Annotated in this window: 17 protein-coding genes; 8 read left to right on the forward strand and 9 right to left on the reverse strand. The window is 69.8% G+C overall.

From position 1 onward, the window contains the following. Window positions 1-127: 127 nt before the first annotated feature. The 4 genes from IW245_RS03065 (at window position 128) to IW245_RS03080 (ending at window position 3,957) form a co-directional block, all read left to right on the forward strand. Window positions 128-1,126: a LysR family transcriptional regulator gene (locus tag IW245_RS03065; protein ID WP_197001680.1), complete on the forward strand. Its 999-nt coding sequence runs from the start codon at window positions 128-130 to the stop codon at window positions 1,124-1,126. A gap of 73 nt (window positions 1,127-1,199) precedes the next feature. After that, the gene (locus IW245_RS42580; protein WP_197008291.1) at window positions 1,200-1,328 is read left to right on the forward strand and encodes an ABC transporter ATP-binding protein; all 129 of its coding nucleotides are present in this window, start codon (window positions 1,200-1,202) and stop codon (window positions 1,326-1,328) included. 4 nt (window positions 1,329-1,332) lie between these two features. Further along, the gene (locus tag IW245_RS03075; protein WP_197001681.1) at window positions 1,333-2,532 is read left to right on the forward strand and encodes a M6 family metalloprotease domain-containing protein; all 1,200 of its coding nucleotides are present in this window, start codon (window positions 1,333-1,335) and stop codon (window positions 2,530-2,532) included. 162 nt (window positions 2,533-2,694) lie between these two features. Then, window positions 2,695-3,957 carry an MFS transporter gene (locus tag IW245_RS03080; RefSeq protein ID WP_197001682.1) on the forward strand — a complete coding sequence of 421 codons (1,263 nt, stop codon included), beginning with the start codon at window positions 2,695-2,697 and terminating at the stop codon, window positions 3,955-3,957. A gap of 117 nt (window positions 3,958-4,074) precedes the next feature. Here IW245_RS03080 and IW245_RS03085 read toward each other — a convergent pair whose 3' ends face one another. From IW245_RS03085 to IW245_RS03105, 5 genes are all read right to left on the reverse strand, one after another. Further along, entirely contained in the window at window positions 4,075-4,692 is a 618-nt protein-coding gene (locus tag IW245_RS03085; protein WP_231399221.1) for a histidine phosphatase family protein, read from the reverse strand. Window positions 4,693-4,822: 130 nt separating this feature from the next. Continuing rightward, a complete protein-coding gene (locus IW245_RS03090) occupies window positions 4,823-5,224 on the reverse strand; it encodes an SgcJ/EcaC family oxidoreductase (protein ID WP_233473175.1) in 402 nt (133 codons plus the stop codon). A gap of 105 nt (window positions 5,225-5,329) precedes the next feature. Beyond that, window positions 5,330-5,848, reverse strand: coding sequence for a hypothetical protein (locus tag IW245_RS03095; protein ID WP_197001684.1), 519 nt, complete (start codon window positions 5,846-5,848; stop codon window positions 5,330-5,332). Then, window positions 5,848-6,033 (reverse strand): hypothetical protein, encoded by a 186-nt coding sequence (locus tag IW245_RS03100; RefSeq protein ID WP_197001685.1) that lies wholly within the window; start codon window positions 6,031-6,033, stop codon window positions 5,848-5,850. Before IW245_RS03100 ends, IW245_RS03095 begins: the two co-directional genes overlap by 1 nt. 97 nt (window positions 6,034-6,130) lie before the next feature. Next, window positions 6,131-7,102 carry an ArsR/SmtB family transcription factor gene (locus tag IW245_RS03105; RefSeq protein WP_197001686.1) on the reverse strand — a complete coding sequence of 324 codons (972 nt, stop codon included), beginning with the start codon at window positions 7,100-7,102 and terminating at the stop codon, window positions 6,131-6,133. Window positions 7,103-7,159: 57 nt separating this feature from the next. Between IW245_RS03105 and IW245_RS03110 the strand changes: the two genes are divergently transcribed. Next, window positions 7,160-8,383, forward strand: coding sequence for an MFS transporter (locus IW245_RS03110; RefSeq protein ID WP_233473174.1), 1,224 nt, complete (start codon window positions 7,160-7,162; stop codon window positions 8,381-8,383). 47 nt (window positions 8,384-8,430) lie between these two features. After that, on the forward strand, window positions 8,431-9,147 hold the full coding sequence (locus tag IW245_RS41995; protein ID WP_197001687.1) for a GNAT family N-acetyltransferase: 717 nt from the start codon (window positions 8,431-8,433) through the stop codon (window positions 9,145-9,147). A 54-nt stretch (window positions 9,148-9,201) separates the two neighbouring features. Here the strand turns inward: IW245_RS41995 and IW245_RS03120 are convergent, their stop codons facing one another. Continuing rightward, on the reverse strand, window positions 9,202-9,579 hold the full coding sequence (locus IW245_RS03120) for a winged helix-turn-helix transcriptional regulator (RefSeq protein WP_197001688.1): 378 nt from the start codon (window positions 9,577-9,579) through the stop codon (window positions 9,202-9,204). A 68-nt stretch (window positions 9,580-9,647) separates the two neighbouring features. Here IW245_RS03120 and IW245_RS03125 point away from each other — a divergent pair, with 68 nt between their 5' ends. Together IW245_RS03125 and IW245_RS42000 are read left to right on the forward strand one after the other, a co-directional pair. After that, entirely contained in the window at window positions 9,648-10,301 is a 654-nt protein-coding gene (locus IW245_RS03125) for a nitroreductase family protein (protein WP_197001689.1), read from the forward strand. 278 nt (window positions 10,302-10,579) lie between these two features. Further along, on the forward strand, window positions 10,580-14,902 hold the full coding sequence (locus IW245_RS42000; protein ID WP_197001690.1) for an SGNH/GDSL hydrolase family protein: 4,323 nt from the start codon (window positions 10,580-10,582) through the stop codon (window positions 14,900-14,902). Window positions 14,903-15,092: 190 nt separating this feature from the next. Here the strand turns inward: IW245_RS42000 and IW245_RS03135 are convergent, their stop codons facing one another. From IW245_RS03135 to IW245_RS03145, 3 genes are all read right to left on the reverse strand, one after another. After that, window positions 15,093-15,719 carry a hypothetical protein gene (locus IW245_RS03135; RefSeq protein WP_197001691.1) on the reverse strand — a complete coding sequence of 209 codons (627 nt, stop codon included), beginning with the start codon at window positions 15,717-15,719 and terminating at the stop codon, window positions 15,093-15,095. After that, the gene (locus IW245_RS03140) at window positions 15,716-16,465 is read right to left on the reverse strand and encodes a hypothetical protein (RefSeq protein ID WP_197001692.1); all 750 of its coding nucleotides are present in this window, start codon (window positions 16,463-16,465) and stop codon (window positions 15,716-15,718) included. Before IW245_RS03140 ends, IW245_RS03135 begins: the two co-directional genes overlap by 4 nt. 431 nt (window positions 16,466-16,896) lie before the next feature. After that, a complete protein-coding gene (locus IW245_RS03145; protein ID WP_197001693.1) occupies window positions 16,897-20,400 on the reverse strand; it encodes a M4 family metallopeptidase in 3,504 nt (1,167 codons plus the stop codon). Window positions 20,401-20,493: the final 93 nt, after the last annotated feature.

The following is a 20,493-nucleotide window of genomic DNA, read 5'->3' on the forward strand; positions in this document are numbered from 1 at the left end:
CAAGATCTCGCCCCGGGCTTGTTAGCAGCCACGAGATTTCGTGCCGGTCGTGCTCTGCCAGCGATGATGGCTTTGGTAATGGTTGTGTACCGTTGCGGGGACCTCCCGCGCTCCATAGCCTTCGGTGATGGAGCTTGAGGTTCGGCACCTTCGGGTGCTCTGCGCGGTCGCCGCCAGTGGGAGCCTTCGCCGCGCAGCCTCCGTCCTGGGGGTCTCCCAGCCGGGTCTGACCGCCCAACTGCAACGCATCGAAAGAGCGCTGGGCGGCGACCTGTTCGTCAGGCACCAGAACGGGGTGACGCCCACGCCCCTCGGGGAGATCGTGCTGGCCCGGGCGCGAGCGGTGCTCCCGACGGTCGACGATCTGCTGCAGGTGGCCACGCTGGCCGCCGGTCGCGGCGTCGACCGCCATCGGTTCCGGTTGGGGTCGGTCAACACGCCGCTGCTCGGCGGGCTGGTCACGGCGATCCACTCGTTGTTCCCGTGTTCGGAGATCACCCTGCGCGCGCAGGGCTCATCGTTGCCGCTCGCCGATCACATCGCGGCCGGGCGGCTGGAGGCCGGCGTTCTCGGTGACTGCCCCGCGTACGAGCTTGAGCCCCGGCACGGGGTGGTGTACCACCCGGTGGTCACCGAACCCGTCTTCGTCATGCTCCCGGCCGCCCACCGGCTCGCCGACCGCGCCGAGATCACTCTGGCGGATCTGGCCGACGACGACTGGGTGCTGCCGCAGCCTGACGACGACCGGATCAGGGAGTACTGGTCGCTCACGGCCGGCTTCCACATCCGGGTGCCTTATGAGGCGGAGGGGCGGCTCGTCGTCGAGGTCGTGCGCTCCGGCCACGCGGTGTCGCTGTGCCAGCCGACCTTCGACGAGGTGCCCGGCATCGTCGTCCGCCCGATCGCGGGGACGCCGCTGTGGTACCGGCATGTTCTCGCCTGGCACCGGTTCGGCCCGCTCGCGGCGCGGGGAGAGGCTTTGACGTGCCTGGTCGCGCAGGCGTATGAGGCCGCGGTGGCCCGCAGCCGGGTGTACTCGCGGTGGCGCGAGTGTCAGGGATTCGGCGCGGACCTGACTGCGGCTGGGCCGGAAGTGCCAGGTCACGTCCTGCCTGACCTCGACTGATAACCCCGAGTTATGCGGCTCTGGGGGCTGCCTGGTGACCGTGGACGGGTGTTCCGCTAAACGGCAGTGAAATATTACATGCCACCAAGCGACGAGCGTCGCACCGCGCCATCCGTACACCCGTGGACTGCTCGACTCGGTGCCGCGCGTCGACCGGTGGCCTGCCACGTCCCGTTACCGGACCCCCACGAAAAAGGAGTAGTTCCGTGCACCCCTTCACCCGCATGACAGCGGTGGTGGCCAGCCTGATCGTCACCGCCACACTCGGCGTTACCGGGACCGCGTATGCCGCCCCGCGCTCGGCGACTGCCACCGAGGCGTGCAAGTTGCCCGGCCGTACGGGCTGGACCGACGAGGGCCACGACACCATGCACCCGGTGTTTCACCCCTCGACGGGAAAGGCCCGGGCGGTCATGCTGTTCGTCGACTTTCCCGACGCCCCGGCGCCGAGCGGCGACACCGATGAGTACTACAACTGGCTCCAGCCGGGCACCGACTGGTACCGGACGGCGTCGAACGGGCGGTTGAACCTGACCATCGATCCGGTCAGGCGGTGGTTCCGGATGCCGCAGGACTCCGGCTCCTACGGCTTCGAGCGGGGGATCAGTTTCGAGCAGCAGGAGCTCTACATCAAGCAGGCCGTGGCGGCGGCCGACAGCGTCGTCGACTTCTCCCGCTACGACCTGGTCTACCTCGTGCCGCCGAAGAACGCCGCGCGGATCACGTTCTCGCCGGCCTTCATCGACGACCGGGTCGACAGCCCCGGGGTCGTCGCCGACGGTCACCCGCTGCGGTGGGGGGCGACGTTCGGGCAGGACATGTGGCGCTGGGGCTCGAAGGTGCTCAACCACGAGACCGGGCACACGATGGGACTGCCTGACCTGTACGCCTTCACCGACCCGGACGGTACCGGTGACTGGCACCGCTACGTCGGCGGCTGGGACATCATGGGCGACATCGCGGGCAACGCGCCACAGTACTTCGCCTGGCACGCCTGGAAGCTCGGCTGGCTCGACGACAACCAGGTCTTCTGCGCGCCGCAGCACGGGCGCGCCACCTTCCCGCTGACCCCGATCGAGCGGGCCGGCGGGCGCAAGATGGTCGTCATCCGCACGGAGGAGACGACGGCGTACGTCGCCGAGTACCGCCGGGCGATCGGCTTGGATTCCAAGGCGTGCTCGTCCGGCGTGGTCATCTACAGGGTCGATTCGGCGGCGTGGTCGGGATACGCGCCGATCCAGGTGATGGACTCGAAGACGGATGCGTCTCCGCCCGCTGGCTGCAGGCCACTGGATGACGGTGCCTTCCGGGCGGGACAGGTCTTCGAGGACACCGCGGCCGGTGTGCGGATCCGGGTGATCGCCTCCGGTGACGGCGGCGGCGTGATCGAGGTTCGCGGAAGCTGACCTCCCGCCCGGGGATTCGCTGGGAGCGGGGCTGGGGTTCGGCGACCTCAGCCCTCCCCTCGGCAGCCGCCAGACAAGGGCGCAGCAGCAGGAAGCCGAGCAGCGCGCCGCCCGCCAGCGCGGGGCGGTGCCACGTCGGTTCGGTCTGCCATAGTGTTGATCATGAGCAGACTGGTCCAGATCGACGGTTACCGACGCTTCTGGGCCGCCAGCACGGTCTCGGTGTTCGGCACCCACATCACCACGATCGCGCTCCAGATCCTCGTGGTGGAGGGGCTGCGGGCGAGCGCCACCGAGTACGGGCTGGTCAGTTCGGCCCGCTGGCTGCCCTACCTGCTGTTCGGCCTGGTCGCGGGCGTGCTGATCGACCGGCACCGGCGCAGGCCCGTCCTGGTCTGGTCTGACCTGGGGCGGGGCCTGCTGCTTGCCGCGATCCCGCTGCTCTACCTGGGTGAGGCGCTCAGCCTGACCACCCTGGCGGGGCTGTTGTTCTGCTTCGGCATGCTGTCGTTGCTCTACGACACCGCCGAGCAGGCGTACCTGCCCAGACTCGTACCCCGGGAGCTGCTCACCCCGGCCAACGCCCAGCTCCAGCTGACCACGAACCTGGCGCAGACCGCCGGGCCGGCGCTCGGCGGCGTGCTGATCAGGGTGATCACGGCCCCGATCGCGATCGTCGTCGACGCGGTCAGCTATCTCGCCTCGGGCCTGGTGCTGGCCACGATCCGCACCTCCGAACCGGCGCCCCAGCCGGACGAGCGCCGTGATCTGGTCCGTGAGCTGCGCGAGGGGCTGTCCTACGTGTACCGGCATCGCCTCCTGCGCGCGCACGCGATCAACGGGCACCTGTGGTTCCTGGTCCACAGCGCGCTGACCACGGTGCTCACCTTCTTCGTGGTCGAGAAGGGCCAGCTCGGGCTGGGCGCGTTCGGTCTGGGCCTGGTCTACGCGGCTGGCGGCGTCGGCGCGGTGCTGGGCAACGCGCTGTCCAGCCGGCTGTCCGCCCGCCTGGACGCCGGCCCCACCATGGTGCTGTGCTCCCTGGCCAAGGCTCTGCCATGGCTGCTGGTCGTGTTCGCCCGGCCCGGGTCGGCCGCGCTGCCCATGGTCGCGTTCGGCCTGTTCGGCTTCTGGTTCCTCCTCGGGGTGTGCGGACCGGTCGAGATGGGCTGGCGGCAGTCGATCACGCCCGACGCGCTCCAGGCCCGGATGGGCGGCACGATCCGGTCGGTCAACCGGGCGGCGGTCGTGATCGGCGCCCCGCTCGGCGGGCTGCTCGCCGACCACACCAGCGACCGGTGCGCGCTGTGGGCGGGGATCGTCGGCCTGGCCGTGGCCGGCGGCTACGCGTACTGCTCGCCGTTGCGCCGGGCCAGCTACGCCGACGCCGCGCCAGAAGCCCAGCCGGCATCACCGCGTGTGTGAATGCCGCTGGCTGGGGACGGCCCGCGACCGCCCGGCCGGCGCGGGAGGTGCCGACGGGGCGGCGGCGCGTAGGAGCGTGCGCTGAGTCTGTACCCCGACAGTCCCGTGGCAGCCCGGCTACGAGGCGTCGTTGAAGCGTACGAGTGTCCAGCGTGCCGGCGGGAACTGTGCCGGATCGTCGTCGGTGACCCACTCGGTGACGGCGGCGTTGCGCACATTCGCCACCTCGAAGGGGTAGTAGTGCCCGAGCAGCCCCAGTCCGCCGAACGATGCCGCGACGGTCTCGGCGTGCCCCACGATTAGGACTGTCCCGCCCCGGTGGCGTGCGGCGATGTCGACGAGCGTCCTGGACACCCGGGTGACCAGCTCCGCCCACGTCTCGTTGTCGCGTTCGAACGGGCGGAAGACTCCGCCGCCGTCGACACTGTGGTCGCGCCGTAGTTCGGCGATCGGCATCCCGTCGGCGTACGGGGGCGTGTGCCACGTGCACAGCCCGCAGTCGGTGGCGGCGGGGACGCCCAGCTGTTCAGAGATCGGTGCCGCGGTTTCCCGCGCGCGCCGCAGTGTCGAGGAGTACACCGCGATGCGACCCCAGTCGGCGGCTTGACCTTTGATGCGCGACGCGAGCCGCGCGGCCTGCTCGTGGCCGAGTGGGGTCAGGCCGCCGCATGTCCGTGGGCCGCCGACCACGCGCTGTGCCTTGTGTACCGAGTCGCCATGTCTGACCAACACCATCCGAGTGCGCACAGCTCCCAACAATACGAAGCTGCCGGGTATCGGCTGCCACCAGCTGGGCGAAAAGCCGATCATGAACGGGTGACGCGAGATCTGGGAGCCGACGGCGGCCATGGCCCCGCGCCCGTGGTCAGCCGGGGAGCTGTTCGGTGTTCTGGGCGGCGGTGATCAGCCACCGGCCTTCCTCTTTGGCCAGGACGTACATCGGGGTGGTCGGGTTGCCCTGTGGCACGCCGTCGAGGGTGCGGTATTGCCCGCGTCCTTTGACCGCCGCGACGTCGGGTCGGATGAACAGCACGTCGACCAGTTCGTAGGTGACGGTCTGCTGCGCCATCGCTCCCGGCAGCGCCTGGCGGGTGAAGTCGGCGATCTCGGTCAGGCCCCACAGCAGTCTGCCGCCGGCGGTGGTCCAGATCGCGTCGTGCCGGAAGAGGCTCAGGAACTCCTCGGGCGACTCGTTGCGTTGGGAGTGTTCGATGGTGGCGATGACCTGGCGGATGGCTTCGATGTCGGGGCTCTGCTCTGTGCTCACGTCGATCAGCTTCGCGCTTCAAGCGGACTTGAGGTCAAGCCCCTGAGGCCCGGTACCCGTGTGCTGGAAGGATATCGAGGCCGGTGTCGCAGGTGCGGCTGCTTGTCAGTGCAGGGCGTGGGTCAGAATCACGCCAACCGCGGCGGCGAGCAACGCAACGGCGGTCACCTCGGCCAGGATGGCCCAGCGCAGAAGTTGGGCTTTGCCCCGGTTCTGTCGCTGCGCGTATCGGAGCACGTCGAGGTTGCTGTCCACGATCATCCGCAGCGCTCCCCGGGCGGTCAGCACGCGCCAAGAGCCCTCCACGGTGCGTTGAAGCTGGTCCGCGTTGGCTCGGGCATAGTTGCGTACGGCGTTGGTGAGCAGGCCCAGAACCGCTGCGGCGACAAACAGCAGCAGGGCCAGCAGGACGATGACGACGGCCTCGCCGGGCGGTTGGTACCCGTTGGCCTGCGTCACCAGCGCGGCCAGCGCGAACAGCAGTGCGACGAGGCCACCGGATGTGGTGATGACGTTGTTGCCCCTGTTCTCCAAGGAAGCCTTGCGACTGTCCTGGAAGGTGAGCTCCCGCTCGACGACAGCGGCCAGCAACTGGATGCCCTCGTTGTCGGGTTCAGAACCCATCAGCCCGGCCCGATCCAGTCCTGCTGGATCCCGGGCTCGTCCGACAGGCCCAACCCGACGTAGCCGTCCTCGATCAGCGCGGCCAGCAGGCTCTCCGGCACCTGCGTCTCTTCGCCGGCGCGGTGGATCACGCCGGACTCGTCTGTCCAGTCGCGTCGGAATGTCACGGACACCATGTGACTCATGTCCATGAATGTAACGTCACCGTGGCCGGCTGCGCCACCACCCCGGTCGGGTGGAGCCAGCCAGGACCGGCGGTTCCCGTCACCGATGCCGTGACCACTATGCGGTGGAGCTGGTGAGTTGATCGCCGAGGGTACTGCGTCGATACAGGGTCTGTCGGCCACTGCGGGATCTGGTGACCAGCCCGGTGTCGTGCAGCACCCGCAGGGTCTGGGACACGGCACTCGGGCTCACGCCGACCCGGCGGGCGATCTCGCTGGTGGACAGTGGCTCGTCGAGCAGGCCGAGCAGGCGTGCCTTCGCCACGCCGATCAGCGCGTCCAGGGCGGTCGGGTCCACGGTCGGGGCCGCCCACAGGGTCGCCACGCCGCGGCTGGGGTAGGTCAGTGCCGGTGGCATGTCGGAGGTGACCGGCGGGGCCGGTTTGTGCGCGAACACCGACGGCATCAGCAGTAGCCCGTGCCCGGCCGCCGCGACCCGGAACTGGCTGATCATCCGGTCGATCGTCAGGGCGCCGTCGCGCCAGCGCACGTGCGGGTGCAGGTCGGCGAACAGCAGCCGTGCGCCTCCGACGGCCAACTGCCGGGCGCGGTAGGTCATGTCGGCTTCCGCGACGAGGCGGAGGTGTGCCCAGAACGGTTCGATCGCGATTCTCCAGTACCGGTGAAGCACGTCGCCGATGGCGTCGCGCAACGTCGCGGCGGTGTGCTCGTCCTCGGTGCGCAACTGGTGGGGCACGGGGCTCGGTGCGTGGGCGGCGGTGAGGTCGCGGCGGATCAGCTCGGCGGGCGTGGCCAGCAGGACCGCCATTTCGTCGGCGAAGGTCGGCGCGAACGTCGTGGGCCGCGGGGTGAGGAAGTCCGGCAGTGTCAGGCGCGGTCCGACGAGTGACACCAGCAGGTCGACATCCGCCGGGTCGAGCCGGCTCAACGCCGTGCGGCGCCAGGGGAGGTGCAGCGCGTGCACGCCGGGGTCGCGGAGGATCCGCAGGCTGAGCACGGTCTCGTTGATCGGGGAGATCGCGAAGCGGGTGTCGGCGAGGTCCTCGACGCCGAGTTCGTAGATGATCATTAAGGTGTAGCCTACATCGATTCCGCGGCCGGCCCGTCCCGTCGTGGACTGGACGGCGTGACGACGACAGTGACCGGCCGGCTGGTCGGAATACTCGCCCTGACCTGCGGCGTGGCCGTGGGGACCATCTATTTTCCGCAGGCGATCAGCCCCCTGGTCGCCGCCGGGCTGGGGGCGGACCCGGACGCCGCCGCGGGTGTGGTGACCGCGACCCAGGTCGGGTACGCCCTCGGAATCCTCTTGCTGGTCCCGCTCGGTGACCGGCTGCCGCACCGGCCGTTGCTGGTGACACTGCTGGGCCTGACCACCCTGGCGCTGGCGGGCGCGGGCCTCGCCCCGGACCTTCCCGCGCTGGTCGGGGCCAGTCTGCTGGTCGGGGTCACCGCTGTCGTGGCACCCATCATGGGCCCGCTGGCGGCGGGGCTGGTACCGGCGCACCGGCGCGGCGTGGTCAGCGGGACGCTGCTGAGCGGGTCGATCGCCGGCATGCTCGTGTCCCGGGCGTTCGGCGGGATGCTCGGCGAGGCGCTGGGCTGGCGGGCGCCGTACCTGATCGCGGCCGTGTTCACCCTCGCCATGGCGCTCGTGCTCCTGCGGGCGCTGCCCGACACCACGCCCACGTCGCGGCATTCTTACCGCACGCTGGTCATCCAGCCGCTGCGACTGCTGCGCACCGAACCGCCGCTGCGCCGGTCATGCCTGAACCAGGCCGCCGCGTTCGCCGGTTTCTCCGTCGCCTGGACGTGCGTGGCGATGCTGATCACCGGGCCGGTGTACCGCCTCGACGCCCGCGCGGTGGGACTGCTGGCACTGGTCAACGCGGCCACCATGGTGTGCGCGCCGCTCGCGGGTCGACTCGTGGACCGGCACGGCCCCGACGCGGTCAACCGGGTGACCCTCGCCGGCATGGCGGCCTCCGCGGCGGTGCTGGCTTTCGGTGCGGCCGGCGGCACCGTCGGGCTGATCGCCGTGACCGTCGGCCTGCTCCTGCTCGACGTGGCGATGCAGTCCGGGATGGTCGCCAACGGCGTACGGATCTACGGCATCGCAACACACGCGCGCAGTCGCCTCAACACGGCCTACATGACCTGCGCCTACGTCAGCGGCGGCGCGGGCTCGTGGCTCGGGACACGCCTGTACACGACACTGGGCTGGGTCGGGGTGTGTGCGCTGATCGCGGTGCTCGCCGTGGCCGCGCTGATCCGGCACGCCACGTGCCGCGAGTCCGTCGGCGCCGGCCAGGACCAGGTTGCCGCCGACACCGCGCGGGTGTCGTCGTGACGGCTCGGGTTCTCGATGACGGCGGCCTCCGTACTATCGTCGGCGGAGTGGATCATGAATTGCTGCCCGACCGTGGGGCCATCCTCGCGGTCGCCGACTCGCCGTATCTGCGCTACCAGTTGCGCGGCGAGGCCACCGGTCACCGGCTCGGCGACGCGCTGTTCGTCCGGTACGCCGCCGGCGACGGCCACTCCGCCCTGCTCGTGGGCCCTCCCGGCGACGCGCGCCGGCTCATCGACATGGTCGACCTGGCCGGGCTCGACGGGCTGCACGGACCGCCCGGGATCGAGCTGCCGTTTGCTGGACAGACCGACGAGTGGGAATTCCGGTGGACGCACACGATCCAGGAACTCGACCCGTCCGCGCCCACCATGGTCGTGCTCGACGGTCGGCGTGACGCGGACGAGATCAATGCCGTCCTCGACCTCGCGCTGCCGGCGAGTCAGGTCCGACCCGGCCAGCCGCAGGTGATCGCCTGGCTCGGCGTACGCGTCGCCGGCCGGATCGCCGCGGTCGCCGCCGACGTCGGTCGATCCGGGGTGGGCATGTTCGGCGGGTTCGCGGTGCACCCCGACTTTCAGGGCCAGGGCCTCGGCTCGGCGCTCACCACCGCACTCACCCGCCGGCTGATCGCCGACTACGGTGTGGCGGCGCTGAGTGTCTACAGCGCCAACACGTCAGCGATCCGGATGTACGCCAAGCACGGCTACATCGACACGGTCCAGCGATGCTCGGGCCGCCTCACCGTCGCGGGAGTGCGGTGATCCGTGGTCGGTGGGTCCCGCGATGAAACGGGGTGGTCAACGGACCCGAGCGAGTCACTTGCTGGCCCGCTGCCGGGCCTTCTCGATCTCGTTGATGTGGGCTTCGGTCCATTCCCGGAGCGCGGCGATCGGGCCGGCCAGGCTACGGCCCAGCTCGGTCAGGTCGTAGTCGACCCGGGGCGGGATGGTCGGGTGCACCGTACGGGTGAGGAATCCGTCGGCCTCGAGTTGGCGCAGGGTCTGGGTGAGCATCTTCTGCGAGACGCCCTGGACGCGTCGGGCCAGGTCGGTGTAGCGCATGGTGCCGTCGATCAGGGCGTCGACGATGAGGATCGTCCATTTGCCGGCGATGTGGTTGAGGACCTGCCGGGTGGGGCACTCGGCGGAGTAGACGTCGGCGGGCAGGCCGGAGGATTCCACGATGGTGCGCACCCTTGGGAGAGTAACGCACTCTCAAGTGCCTTCTTCCGAAAGGAGAGCGACTCTCTGATAGTTAGTGCATGACGAACCGCACGCTCTCTGTCGCAGACGCCATCCGTACCCGCCGCGCAGTCCGCCACTACCGACCCGACCCCGTCCCTGGCGCCGACCTCGAAACACTGCTGGACCTGGCGATCGAGGCGCCGACCAGCTGGAACCTTCAGGATCGGTCCATCATCGTGGTGTCCAGCGAGGAGGGCCGTGCCGGCCTGACCCTGGCGACGGGCGGGCAGCCCCAGCCGCAGGAGGCCCCGGTGGTTCTGGTCTTCGTGGCCGAACCGTGGGCCTGGCGGGAGGATCGCAGCGACGTCTATGCCCACGCACGCGGCAACGGGGCCTGGAGCGAGGAGTTCATCGCGATGTTCTCCACCGCGTCGACGGCGTTTCAGGCCGGGCTCCAGGACCGCGGACTGCTGCGCGAGTACGCGGTCAAGGACGCCATGATCGCCGCCAGCTTCGTGATGTTGGCGGCCACGGAGTTGGGGCTGGCCACGTCGCCGATGAACGGGTGGGACGAGGCACTCGTGAAGAAGGCTGTTGGCATCGACGACCGCGAGGATCTGGCCATCGCGCTCCTGGTGTCGGTGGGCTATCCGGCCGAGCGGCCCCGTCATCCTGGCCGCCGAGCCCGCAGCCGCAATGTCTACCGGGAGCATTTCGGGGCGGGTTGGTAACAGCTGGACGGGCGTCGAGATTGGCCGCCCTGGTCACTGTGGCGAGGCGCAGTGACCAGGGCGTTGGCCTGGGCGCTGATTGCTAGCCGCGCCCAGCTGCGACACCCCCGTGCGTTGATCCACTAGGTGTCCGTTGTTCAACCGGGCGGGCGTTCTGGCGGGCGGATTCTCACTAGCGTTGCCTGCACGCGATCATGGCAAGGCAACGGGGGAAAGTCACCATGTACGATTTCCACACACATCGACGCCGTCGACCAGGTTCGTTCACAGCAGGCCTGGTGGCCTCGATTGTGGCGGCTGCCCTGCTGATGAGTACCGGCGCGGCAGCGGATCCGGGCGGTACTCCCGCCTTCCGCCCGCTGACCGGGGTTGGCTCGGGCACCACCGCCGATGTCATGAACGCGCTCGGCGGAACGCTCACGCTCAACGGCCAGCCCGTGGTCGGCTCTTTTGACGCGACCGGCTCGGCGACGATTCACCCCAAGGACACCTGCACCATCGCCCGGCCCGGCACCGACGCCGCCGGCCTTACCGCGCTGCGCGCCTCCATGGCCGCCGGAGACGGCTGCGTGGACTTCGCCCGTCTGTCCTACGTGCCGGAACCCACACCCGACAGCGTGACCTACCTGCCATTCGCCCGCGACACGGTCACCTTCCTGGTGTCACGGACCGGTTCGGTACCTCGGCTGCTCGACGCCGACCGGCTGCGCGGGATCTACACCTGCCAGGACACCGCCTACCGGCCACTACTGCCGCCGGTGGGCAGCCGGCTGCGCGCGATCTGGCTGGACTTTCTGTCGATCGCGGAGGGCCAGGTCGCATCGTGCGTCAGCCAGGTACCCCGGGAGAACGACGCCAGCGCGCTCGACGGCACCTCGATTCTGCCGTTCTCGATCGCACAGTACGCCTCCCAGTCAGCCGAGACGGTGCCGAGTACCGTCACGAATGCCGCCGTCGGCCGGATCACCGGCGCGACAGGCGGCGATGGCGGTGCCCCGCTGGCCGTCAACCGATTCGGATACGACGGTGACGTCAGCTGGGCCACGACCTCTCCGGACCTGCCGCAGCGGCTGACCCTGGTCCAGCTCCAGCGCCTATACCGGTGCTACAACTCCACGATCTCCGGGGTCACGGTCAGGCCGCTGCTACCGACCGGCGTCTCGCCGGTCCGGGACGCCTGGCTGACGATGATGGGCATCCGGGACTCCGACATCGCCAACGGCGACTACCCGTGCATCGGGTTCGTCGGCAGCTCCGCCAACGACACCCGGACGCTGCCAGGTGACGGGATCCTGCCGTTCTCGGTCACCCAGTTCATCCAGCAGTCGTTCGGTCTGGCCACTGACATGCGCGGCGCGGCGACTCTCGGGGAGATCGGCACCTACCCGGCGCGGCCGATGTACGTCGGCAACCCGAACTACAGCCCGGCCCTCGTGCACGACGTGTACATCGCCGTGCCCACAGCGAAGCTGGGCGCGACGCCGTGGAAGGAGACGTTCGTCGGGGAGAACTCCCTGCTCTGTAAGGACAGCTACACCATCCGGCTGTACGGCTTCACGACCCTGCCGAACGGCGCCTGTGGCGGCGGCACACCCGACAGCCAACGCCACACCGGGAACGGGAAGTTGGTCGGGGTCGGCTCGGCCAGCACCGCGCCGGTGATGGGCGACATGTCCTCGACCATCCACATCGACAACGCCGAGCAGCTCTCGTCCTACTGGTCGAGCGGTTCGGACGCCGGCCTGCCCTGCGGCATTCCCCGGCCGGCCGACGACGCCCAAGGCGTGTCGGCCCTGCTGGAATCCCGCAGGCGCGGCGACGGTTGCGTGGACTTCGCTCGGGTCTCCAACCGCGACCCGGTCGCCTCGCCGAGCGACCCCGCCCTGGTGTACGCGCCCTACGCGCTGGACAGCGTCAGCTTCGCGGTACCGGCCGGCGGTTCGGCCCCGCGACGGATGACCCGGGCCCAGTTGCAGAACGTCTACCGGTGCGGCGACGCGGCGCTCACCCCGATGTTGCCGGCGGCAGGCTCCGAGCTCCGGGCGACCTGGTTGCGGTACCTGTCCATCACGGCGGCGGAGGCCGCCGGCCTGAGCTGTCTGAAATCGACCGACGCGGCCGGCCGTTTGGTCGCGGACAATGACGGGCGGGTGCTGACCAACACCGCGATCGTGCCGTACTCGGTGGCCAACTACCTCGCCCAGGCCGGCACCACCGCCCCGGACCTACGCGGCCGGGCGGTACTGGGCACGGTCACCGATCCGGTCGGGCCGGCCCCGATCCGGCCGAACGACGCGGCGTACCCGGAGAATGTGTCCTTCGCCGTGCGCGGGGACGTAGCCTTCACACGCCGGTTGTCCCTCGCCCGGCTGCAAGCGATCTACACCTGCGCCGACCCGACGGTCACGCCCCTGCTGCCCGTCGCCGGTGCCGTACGCACCGCCTTCGCAGCCTTCCTGGAGATCGACGAGCCGCTGCTCACCGACGGTACCTATCCGTGCGTGCGTACCACCACTGGCGGGTCGGCCCTCGCGGAGAACGACGCCAGCGGTCTGACCGGGGTCTACGTGCTGCCGTATTCGATCAGCGCCTACGTCGACCAGCTGCTGGGTACGGCCCCCGACCGCCGGGGCGCCACGGTGCTCGGCGTGCTGGACCAGGGCGGCGGCCCACCCAGCCTGCCGATGGCGCTGGACCCGGGCTACGTGCCCGAGCTGACCCATCGGGTCTACAACGCGCTGCCCGAGGCGACGATCAACACCAGTCCGCTCAACGAGGTGTTCTCCGGGCCCAATTCCCTGATCTGCCAGCAGCCCGGAGTCCTGTTGTCGCACGGCCTGGCCCCACTGACCGCGACCGACGCCGAACCCTGCGGCTCGCTGCAACGCCCGACAGCCACCGCCCCAGCCGCCGCGAACTCGACCATGCTGCGGTCCATGACCCCACTCGACGAGGGCCGAGTCCCGGGCAGCGGCGCGACCGCCCAGGCCCGGCACGGCCGGTGCACGTTGACCGGCGGGTTCACCAACGACTCCCGGGGCCGCTCCATCACGGTCACGGCCACGGTCACCGGCCCCCGATGCAAGGTCCAGATCTACGCTGTCTTCTATCAGCAGTCCGACGGCGCGACGGTCGCGCCCGACCAGCGTCAGGTCGAGTTCGTCAACGGCGGCACCCTCAGCCTCACACACACCCCCGGCACCTGGGCGTACCGCCTCGGCGGCGTGTCCGACCTGATCGGCCATCAGTTGCAGGACGCCACCCTGCGGGTGTCGGACATCTCCGCGGGCGCCCCGTCCGGCGAAAGCTCCCTCGGCATCTACGGCGAACCGGTGCCCGACGTCTTCGGACTGACCGTGGTCAGCTCCGCCTCAGGGGCCAGCGTCACCTGGAACAAGAAGCCCGAGGTCGCCTCCTATCGGGTGTACCGACGCGCGGTCGCCAGCCAGACCGACTTCAGCCTCCTCGCCGTCGTGCAGGCCGACCCCCAGCAGCTGTGGACCGAGTCCTACTTCGACCGGATCGCCCACGAACTCAACGAGTACGCCTACCGCGTCGCCCCGATGTACCTCGACGCCGAGGGCTCGAGATCCGCGGAGGTGCGCACCGTGCCGGCGACCCCAAGCCGGATCAAGCACTACGTCGCGATGGGTGATTCCTACGCCTCCGGCGAGGGCGGCCGGAACTACGTCGACGGCGACGGCAGCAAGTGCCACCGGTCCTACGGCAGTTACGCCGCTCTGTTCAAGGACCCGGCGGACTCCCAGGGCATCCTGTCTCTCACCCATGCGGGTAAGGCGAGACTGGACCTGGTGGCCTGCTCCGGCGCGGTGATGCGCAACATCGTGCCCGGCCTGCCCGGCAGCGCCCCGCTTCTGGACCGGCAGGGCAAGGACATCATCCCCGCGGAGCCCGGCAGCGAGCCACAGCCGAAGATGGAACCGTGGCGGTCGCAGGTCTGGGGCAACGACCCGAGCCCCAGCAGGGTACTGTCCGCCGATTATCAGGTGCGGATGCTGAGCAGGACGAACGCGAACATGCCCGTCGACCTGGTGACCCTGTCCATCGGCGGCAACGACGCCGGCTTCTCCAACGTGCTCAAGTACTGCGTCTACTACGTCTGCGACGACTACGAGACGGTCTTGCTCGCCAGGATCGAGAGCATGCGTCCCATGCTGGCGGCGACCTACCAGCAGGTGCTTGACAGTTCCGGCGACGCGCAGGTGCAGGTCATCGGCTACCCGGCTCTCTTCCCCGACAGCGGCCCGGTCAACTGCGCACTGTGGAACCTGCCCGGCTGGACGCCTTTCGTCAAGCTGTCGCCCACAGAGATGACCATGCTCAACCGACTCGGTGACCGACTCAACAAGGTCATCCGGGAGACCGTCAAGGACGTGGGCGACGTCAACGGCCGGATCGGCTATGTCGATGTTCGCCCGCTCTTCTCCGGCCACGACATCTGCGCCGGAGAACCCTGGCTGAGGCAACTGCTGCCGACCCGGATCGGCCTCGGGATGCTCCAGGAGGGCGGACACCCGAATCCGACCGGCTGGTCGCAGGAGGCCGGCTACATCCCGCGTCAGTTCCTCGGCACCGACTGACCGACGCGTCGGGCCCGAAACGGGGGCCGTCCACCGCTGTCGGCGACCACCTGATCAAGGATGTCGCCGCCAGCGGTGGTCCATGCCCATATGGATCGTCCCGCTTATCTTCTACCGTCCCGTTTCCAGCCGCGGGAACCCTGTGTGACCTGCCGGCGGTCACCCCCAGAGCAGGGGTGACCGCCGACGATCAGTCGGCCACCCGGTACCAGCCGCAGTCCCAGACGAAGCGGCCGCCACCGCCCTGGCACATCCGGGTGTCGTAGAAGACCGACAGGAACTTCTGGTCCGCGGCGGGCAGGTCCTGCCGGAGGACGGAGAACTCCATACTCTGCAGGGTCCAACCCGGGTGTAGCTCGAGGTTCGGGTCCTCCATGCCGCCGTCCAGCCTCTGCCGCAGCCAGATGCTGGGGGTCTCACCCTTATGGTTTCCCGAGATCGCGTTGTTCCACCAGAGATAGGTGTGGGTGGCGGATCCCCATTCGTTGGTGATCGAGTTGAAGAAGGACGCGGAGATGGAGATGTTGCAGTAGTACGCTCCGTCGACCTGCGGGCCGCGTATCAGTGTGCCGAGGACGTAGACCTGCTTGGCCAGCATCCGGCCCTCCGCGACCACGGCGAATTTCGCGTTGTACGTGCAGCCGCCGCTGTCGAGTGTGAAGTCCACCCCGTTGTTCTCGTTCCACAGAGTGGTCCGGCCGGGCACCTTCACGTAATGGAAGCCGCTCGCGTACGCCGGCACGGCCGCCAGCCCGAGGGCGAAAGCCAGCGCGAGGCACGCCGCAACGAGCCGGCTGAGGACCCTCGACCCAGTCATACGGGGTACCTCAGCTGCAGAAGTTCCGTCACGTGCGCCCCGCTGCCACCCACCGAGAGTTCGACGTTGCAGGTGGTCCAGCTGTCGTCGGAGAGCATCTCTGCCATGGAGCCGCCCCCGGCCGGCGTGGTCGAGACCACCCGACAGGTCCGAAGGGTGACCGGGAATCCGTGGTTCACCGCACCGCCGACAATCGGGGACTGATTGTCGATCCGGCCGAGGATCGCCGTGCCCCGACGGTCCACGACCGTCACACCCAACTGGTCACGGGCCGCCGCGACGTTGGCCTGGACGATGTACTGGCCGACGGAGAACGGCACGATGTAGCTGGGGTTCGCGTCCAGGATTCGCCCGTCGTCGGGGAGCACCGAGCCGCCGAGGTCGGTGAGGCAGGGGTAGTCGTTGTTGGTCACGTCGGCCTCCACGATGCCCATCTCCCGCAGCCACTCGGTCCGCAGTCCGGAGCCCCGGCGAGGCAGCACGGGCCGGACCGGGTTGCCGCTGATCTGTGTGGTGTAGCAGCGGTAGATCCGCTGTAGCTGGACCTTCGTCAGACTCTCCGGCAGGTCGCTGCCGGCACTGACCGCGTAGGTCATCGCATCGTTGCCGAGCGGAACGGACACTGGTGCGGCGATCTGGTCCGCTGCCGAGCTTCCGGTCGCGCCCGCCAGGGTGACACCGGTTGCCGCGACCGCCACCAGCCCCACGCCCAGGGCGACAGCCCGGCCGATTCTCCTGATTCTCATATCCCCGTTGTTCTCTTCTCCGCATCGCTCCACGGCCTGCCGCACCGGTGAGGACTCACCGGCGTCATCAGGTCACGCGCTGGTCCTGAACCCCACGAGCGCGCGTGGACGCCGCCAAGATCATTCGCGCCGCAGCCTTCAGGAGCGCCGTGTCGAGGTGAACGCCGCACATGGGCCGGAAGAACAGCCAAGGACAGTGGCTCAGGCTTCCTGGCCTCGGGCGTGGTGCTCTTGGGGCGTCGCACCCTGTCAAAGAGGCCGCCGAGCCCTGGGCCGCATTGTCTACCGGGAGCTTTTCGGGGCGGGTTGGTGACAGCTGGGAGGGGCAGCGATGTTCGCCGCCCTGGTCACTGTGACGAGGCGCGGTGACCAGGGCGGCGTCGGGAATGCGCCGTGGCCGAGGACGACTGAGCCCTCGGCCACGGTGTCGCTCAGCTCTCCACGCGGTGGCTGGCCCAGAAGCTGGTCAGGTCGGTGCTGGTCTTGGCCTGCGCCGCCGCCTTGAACTCCGCGGTGGTGGACACGCCGTACCAGTGTGCCTGCGCGTACTCGCGCATCAGGTTCGCCATCGCGGTGTCGCCGAGTACCCGGCGCAGGTCGTGCAGGGTGCACTTGCCGTAGCCGTAGACGACGGTGGCGTAGCGGGTGGAGTGCTGGTCCCAGTACCCCATCGAGTTGGTCAGCTTTTCCGCCGCCGATTCCCAGCTGATCGAGCAGCCCGCGCCGTCGATGCCGTCCTGCAGGTCGGTGGCGTAGTCGGTGAACGCCTCGTCGAGCCAGGGGTTGGCGTACTCGTCGTCGCCGACGATGCCGTAGAACCACTGGTGGCCGAGTTCGTGGGTGACGGCAGTGGCCTGGGTGAACACGACTCCCGGGTACTCCATGCCTCCGAACCAGAAGTTGCTGTGCAGCACCACGTCGACCTCGCCGTAGGGGTAGGCCCCGAACCGGCTGGCGTGCCCGTCCATCGCCGCGGCGGCGGTGGCCTGCGCCCCGGCGGCGGCGGAGGCGGTGATCCCGCTGGTCCACCAGGTGCGCACCGTGACCCCGCCGGGTGAGGTGACCGAGGAGGTGCTGAACGGGCCGGCGGCCCAGGCGAAGTCGCGGACCTTCTTCGCGGTCGCCGTCGTCACGGTGCGGCCCGTGCCGCCGGGGGCCGTGGTCGAGGTGCCGGTGGCCGGGATCCGCAGCGCCGACGGGTGGTCGAGGACGACGGTGAAGTCGCTGGCCAGGGTGTAGAAGGACTCGCCGTTGTTGGTGTACGGGTCCAGGTGCCAGCCGGCGGCGTCGCGCACCGCGAGCACCGGCAGCGCGTTGCCGACGAAGGAGTACGCGCCGTCGCGGCCGAAGCGGTCCGAACCGTCCGGCACCGCGATCGACAGGTCGAACGACACGCTGCCCGAGGCGCCCTTGGCCAGGGGCGCGGGCAGGGTGACGGTCAGCGCGGTGCAGTTCACGGTGGGCGTGGCGGCGGTGCCGCCGGTGACGTTGCCGACCGTGATCGGGGTGCCGGTGCAGCCGTTGCGCCAGTTGTCCCACAGCCGCAGGACGACCTTGTCCAGGGGGCTGTCGGAGGCGTTGGTGAAGGTGACCTTCTCGGTGCCGGTCCAGTTCGCCCCGGTCGCGTCGCTGGTCAGCTTCACGTCGTAGGCGGCGTTGTACGGGGTCCGGGTGCCGTCCGCCACCGGAGGGGTCGGGCTCGGCGTCGGGCCGGTCGAGCCGCCGGACGCGTCGATCGTGATGTCGTCGAGCACGAAGCTGGTCTTCAACGAGGAGTCCTCGACCCCCTGGAAGGCCAGGGTCACGGTCTGCCCGGCCAATGCGGACACGTCGAAGGTCCTCTTCGTGTACCCGGCCTTGCTGTCCGCGTTGGAGTAGCTGCCCACCGCCTTGGTGCCCAGCGTCGCGGTCAGTGTGTCGTACGCGGTGCCGCCCGTCTCGGCGGTGTCGACGTGCAGCCAGTACGACAGGGTCACGGTCGTGCAGCCCGAGGGCACCTTGACCTGCTGGGACAGCGAGTCGGTGTGCGCGGTGCCGTACCCGTTGAGCCACGCGTCGCGGGTGCCCGAGTGCGCCGGCTGGTCGGCGAACGCGCCGAGCACGCCCGGGGAGGCGGTCCACGGCGTGTCGCCGGCCTCGAAGCCGGGGTTCGGCACGGCCTGGGTCGCGGCGCACGAGCCGCCGACGGGGGAGGGGCTCGGGCTGCCCGCCGGGGTCGGGGTCCCCGCACAGGCGGGCTCGCCCGCCTGGGCCCCGACACCGGTGGCGGTCCACGCGGCCTTCACGGCGGCGCACTCGGCCGCACCGTACAGGTCGTTGGCGGCCCTGATCGTGGAGACCCGGGCCAACGGGTACGTCTCGGTGGACACCATGTAGGTGGTCAGTGCCCGGTACCAGATCTTGCCGGCCTTGTCGTTGCCGATGCCGTTGACCGCCGGCGCGCCGCACGACGGGCTGTTGTAGGACACGCCGTTGACCGTGCGCGTGCCGGAGCCGACGGCGAGGAGGAAGAACAGGTGGTTGCCGATTCCGGAGGACAGGTGCGGGTCGATGGAGGTGCCCATGCCGGGGTACCAGCAGGTCTTGGAGCTGCCGTCCTTGGCGGGGTCGTCCATGTAGCGCAGTGGCCTGCCGTCGCCGAAGATGTTGATCTTCTCGCCGATCAGGTAGTCGGGCACGTCGGCCGGGTTGTTCGCCGCGAACTCCACCAGGGTGCCGAAGATGTCGCTGTTGGCCTCGTTGATGCCGCCGGACTCGACGTAGACGCCCGCGTCGGGGTTGCCGTAGTCGAGTTTGGCTGTCGCGGCGGTGACGCCGTGGCTCATCTCGTGCCCGGTCACGTCGAGGGAGGTCAGCGGGCTGGAGCCGCTGGCCCCGTCGCCGTAGACCATGCAGAAGCACTCGTCCATCCAGTACGCGTTGTCCAGCTTGGTGCCGTAGTGCACGAAGGACCGCGAACCCACGCCGTCGTTCCTGATGCCGGAGCGGTTGTGGGTGGACTTGTAGTAGTCCCAGGTGGCCTGGATCCCGTAGTGCGCGTCCACGGCGGCCGTCTGCCGGTTGGCCGCGGTGCCGTCGCCCCACGCGTTGTCGGCGTCGGTGATGGCCGTGCCCCAGCCGGCCGGCGGTGCGCCGCCCGGGGCGTCGGCGTCGCCGGCGTCGCGGGTCTCGCCGTTGCCCCGCGCCGGGTCCTTCATCTCGTACTGGCCGTCCGCGCGCCGGGTGGTGGACACCGTGACGTCGCCGTCGTGGTACCCCTTCCCGCTGCCCGGGACCAGCGCGGTCTGGGTCGCGTGCGCCGCGGTGGTCCGTGCGCCGGTCCCGGGCTTGCGGGCCAGCAGGCTCGTGACCTGGGTGGAGGACCGGCGCACCTGGCCGGTGGTCGCGTCGACGTACACGGTGAGCTGGCTCGGACCGCCGTCGGAGCCGACGCCGTCGACGCCCACCCGCCAGACGAGCACCGGTCGGGCGCCTGTCGCGTCGACGGCCAGCTGCGGGGTGGCCCGCACCGTGTGCCCGGTGAACGCGGCCGACGCGGCGTCGGCGGCCCGTGCCGCCGGCACGGTGGCCTGCGTCGACAGGTTCAGTGCCGTCGGCAGTGTCACGGTCGCGTCCCGGAACTGGCCGCCCGGCGCGCTGTGCACGATCGTGTCCCCGCCCAGGACCGGTAGGCCCCGGTAGGTCCGGTCGAAGCGGACGTGTCGGGTGCCGTTCGGGTCGACGATCGCGTCGCGGGGCTCGAACGCGTCGTCGGCTCCGGCGTGCAGTTCGGCGCGGTGCGCGGACAGGGTGTTGCGGGCGTCGCGCACCGCTGTGGACGGGCTGACGGGTCTCGGGTCGGCTGCCGCGCTGATCAGTGGTACCGCCAGGACGCCGCCCACGAGGGCGATCCCGGTACCGGCCAGCACGGCGCGCCGAAGCGTTGTGCGCTCCATGGCGTACTCCTTGAGGGGGGATGGAAGTAGCCAGGAGCGTAGGAGGATCCGGATTAACAGCACCTGAACAAAGACGCAGGTTCGGCCAATGGG

Source organism: Longispora fulva, assembly GCF_015751905.1.
GTDB classification, from domain to species: Bacteria; Actinomycetota; Actinomycetes; order Mycobacteriales; family Micromonosporaceae; genus Longispora; species Longispora fulva.